The sequence below is a fragment of the Streptomyces sp. SPB074 genome, from assembly GCF_000154905.1.
In the GTDB taxonomy this organism is placed as follows: domain Bacteria; phylum Actinomycetota; class Actinomycetes; order Streptomycetales; family Streptomycetaceae; genus Streptomyces.
The window spans coordinates 5,655,079-5,658,289 of sequence record NZ_GG770539.1 but is presented as its reverse complement, the minus strand read 5'-3'; the positions used below and the strand labels follow the sequence as shown (position 1 = coordinate 5,658,289).

The 3,211-nt window shown below is 76.8% G+C and carries 3 protein-coding genes; all 3 read left to right on the top strand.

Annotated elements, in window-relative coordinates:
• Nucleotides 1–221, top strand: a 221-nt coding sequence (locus SSBG_RS31675) for a cobalamin biosynthesis protein (RefSeq protein WP_037871867.1), incomplete at its 5' end; no start/stop codon positions are given.
• On the top strand, nucleotides 218–1,732 hold the full coding sequence (locus SSBG_RS23955) for a cobyric acid synthase (RefSeq protein WP_008748654.1): 1,515 nt from the start codon (nucleotides 218–220) through the stop codon (nucleotides 1,730–1,732). The genes SSBG_RS31675 and SSBG_RS23955, both read left to right, overlap by 4 nt.
• A gap of 64 nt (nucleotides 1,733–1,796) precedes the next feature.
• Nucleotides 1,797–3,211 (top strand): ATP-binding protein (locus SSBG_RS23950; protein ID WP_008748653.1); only part of this gene is annotated, 1,415 nt, incomplete at its 3' end.

The window sequence follows — 3,211 nt, the reverse complement described above, 5'->3', positions numbered from 1 at the left end:
CCGTCGAGGCGGCCTTCGCGGGCGCGCTCGGGGTGCGGCTCGGCGGGACGCTGTCCTACGGGGGTCGCGTCGAGCACCGGCCCGTGCTCAACGCGCGGCGCGGGCGGCCCGTCGTGGTGGCGGACGTGGAGCGGGCCGTGCGGCTCTCGCGGCGCGTGACGTGGGCGGCGCTCGGCGTCTGCGCCGCCGCGCGGCTCCTCGTCGCGGGGCGTGCCCGGTGACCGGGGGCGGGCTGCTCGTCGCCGGGACGACCTCGGACGCGGGCAAGAGCGTGGTGACGGCCGGGATCTGCCGGTGGCTCGCCCGGCGGGGGGTGCGCGTCGCGCCGTTCAAGGGGCAGAACATGTCCCTCAACTCCTTCGTCACCCGCGAGGGAGCCGAGATCGGCCGCGCGCAGGCGATGCAGGCACGGGCCGCGCGCGTCGAGCCGCACGCGCTCATGAACCCGGTGCTCCTCAAGCCGGGCGGGGAGCGTTCCAGCCAGGTCGTGCTTCTCGGCAAGCCGCTCGGGGAGCTGAGCGCGCGCGGCTACCACGGGGGCAGGCAGGCGGAGCTGTTCGGGACGGTCGTGGACTGCCTCGCGGAGCTGCGGCGCACGTACGACGCGGTGATCTGCGAGGGCGCGGGGAGCCCGGCGGAGATCAACCTGCGCCGGACCGATCTCGTCAACATGGGGATCGCGCGGGCGGCCCAACTGCCGGTCGTGGTGGTCGGGGACATCGACCGGGGCGGCGTGTTCGCCTCGTTCTTCGGGACGACGGCGCTGCTCTCGGCGGAGGACCAGGCGCTCGTCGCGGGGTACCTCGTCAACAAGTTCCGGGGGGACGTCTCGCTGCTCGAACCCGGCCTGCGGATGCTGCGGGACCTGACGGGGCGGGACACCTTCGGGGTGCTGCCGTTCCGTCCCGGGCTCGGCATCGACGAGGAGGACGGCATGGCCGTCTCGCTGCGCGGCGCGGTGCGCGAGTCGCGGCTCGCGGAGCCGTACGGCGAGGAGGTGCTGCGGGTCGCCGTGTGCGCCGTGCCGCTCCTGTCGAACTTCACCGACGTGGACGCGCTCGCCGCCGAACCGGGGGTCGTCGTGCGCTTCGTGGACCGGGCGCAGGATCTTCTCGACGCGGACCTCGTGGTGGTGCCAGGAACGCGGGGGACGGTGCGGGCGCTGGAGTGGCTGCGGGAACGGGGGCTCGCGGACGCGCTCGCCCGGCGGGCGGCCGAGGGGCGGCCCGTGCTCGGGATCTGCGGCGGCTTCCAGTTGCTCGGGGAGCTGATCGAGGACGAGGTCGAGTCGCGGGCCGGGACCGTCGCGGGGCTCGGGCTGCTGCCGGTGCGGGTACGGTTCGCGCGCGAGAAGACCCTCGCCCGGCCCTCGGGGACCGCGCTCGGCGAGCCGGTGGAGGGGTACGAGATCCACCACGGGATCGCGGAGGTGCGGGGCGGTGACGAACCCTTCCTCGACGGCTGCCGGGTGGGCGCGGTGTGGGGCACGCACTGGCACGGGTCGCTGGAGAGCGACGGCTTCCGGCGGGCGTTCCTCGGGCGGGTCGCCGCGCAGGCGGGACGGCGGTTCGTACCGGCGCCCGGCACGGAGTTCGGCGCGCTGCGCGAGGAACAGCTCGACGCGCTCGCGGACCTGATCGAGGAGCACGCGGACACGCGCGCGCTGCTGGGGCTGATCGAGCGGGGGGCTCCGCCGGGGCTGCCGTTCGTGCCGCCGGGGGCGCCGGCCTGACCGCGCGCGGCCCCGCCCCGCACCCCGCCGCCCCCTCAGCCCTCACCCGAAAGGAAGTCCCCGTATGACCACGCCCGACCATCCCTATCCCTTCACCGCCCTCGTCGGGCAGGACGACCTCCGGCTCGCCCTGCTCCTCAACGCCGTCTCCGCCCGCGTCGGCGGGGTGCTCGTGCGCGGCGAGAAGGGGACCGCCAAGTCCACCGCCGTGCGGGCGCTCACCGCGCTGCTGCCCGAGGTCGCCGTCGTGGCGGGGTGCCGCTTCTCCTGCGATCCGGCGGCTCCCGATCCGCGCTGCCCCGACGGCCCGCACGCCTTGGCCCAGGCGGAGGCGCGGCGCCCCGCACGGATGGTCGAACTGCCCGTCGGGGCCTCCGAGGACCGGCTCGTGGGCGCCCTCGACATCGAGCGGGCGCTCGCCGAGGGCGTCAAGGCGTTCGAGCCGGGACTGCTCGCCGCCGCGCACCGCGGCATCCTCTACGTGGACGAGGTCAACCTCCTCGGCGACCACCTCGTGGACCTGCTGCTCGACGCCGCCGCGATGGGCGTCTCCTCCGTCGAGCGCGAGGGCGTCTCCGTGCGGCACGCCGCCCGGTTCCTGCTCGTCGGGACGATGAACCCCGAGGAGGGCGAGCTGCGTCCGCAGCTCCTGGACCGCTTCGGCCTCACCGTCGAGGTCGCCGCCTCGCGCGAGACGGACGAGCGCGTCGAGGTCGTACGGCGCCGCATGGCCTACGAGGACGACCCCGCCGCCTTCGCCGCGCGCTTCGCCGAGGACGAGGCGGCCCTGCGCGCCCGGATAGCCGGGGCCAGGGAGCTGCTGCCGCGCGTCGTGCTCGGGGACACCGCGCTGCGCCAGATCGCCGCGACGTGCGCCGCGTTCGAGGTGGACGGGATGCGCGCCGACCTCGTCATGGCCCGTACCGCGAGCGCGCTCGCCGCCTGGGCCGGGCGCGGCAGCGTGCTCGCCGAGGACGTGCGGCAGGCGGCGCTCCTCGCCCTGCCCCACCGGGGCCGCCGCAACCCCTTCGACGCGCCCGGGCTCGACGAGGACAAGCTGGACGAGGTGCTGGACGAGAACGCCGGGCCGCAGGAGGAGCCGGAGGGGCCTGACGACGGCGGTGGCCCGGAGGGGCCCGGCGGCGGGGGCGGCGTCCCGCCGCAGGGCGACGGCCCCGAGGACGGCGCGGGGCGCGAGCGGGACGAACGGGGCGGCGACCGGGGCGAGGAGAGCGGCGTCCCGGACGGGCCGGGCGACACGCCCACCGCTCCCGGGGACCCCTCCGACGCGGCCCCCTCCGACGCGGCCGCCTCGGACGCCGAGGGAAAAGGGCCCGCGGGCGCCGCTGAGCAGCCCGCCGCCTCCGCCGCCGCCCCCTTCCGCACGAAGAAGCTGACCGTTCCCGGGCTCGGCGAGGTCGCCGCGGGGTGCCGCTCGGGGCCGCGTACCGCGCACGGCAGGACGACGGGCTCCTACCG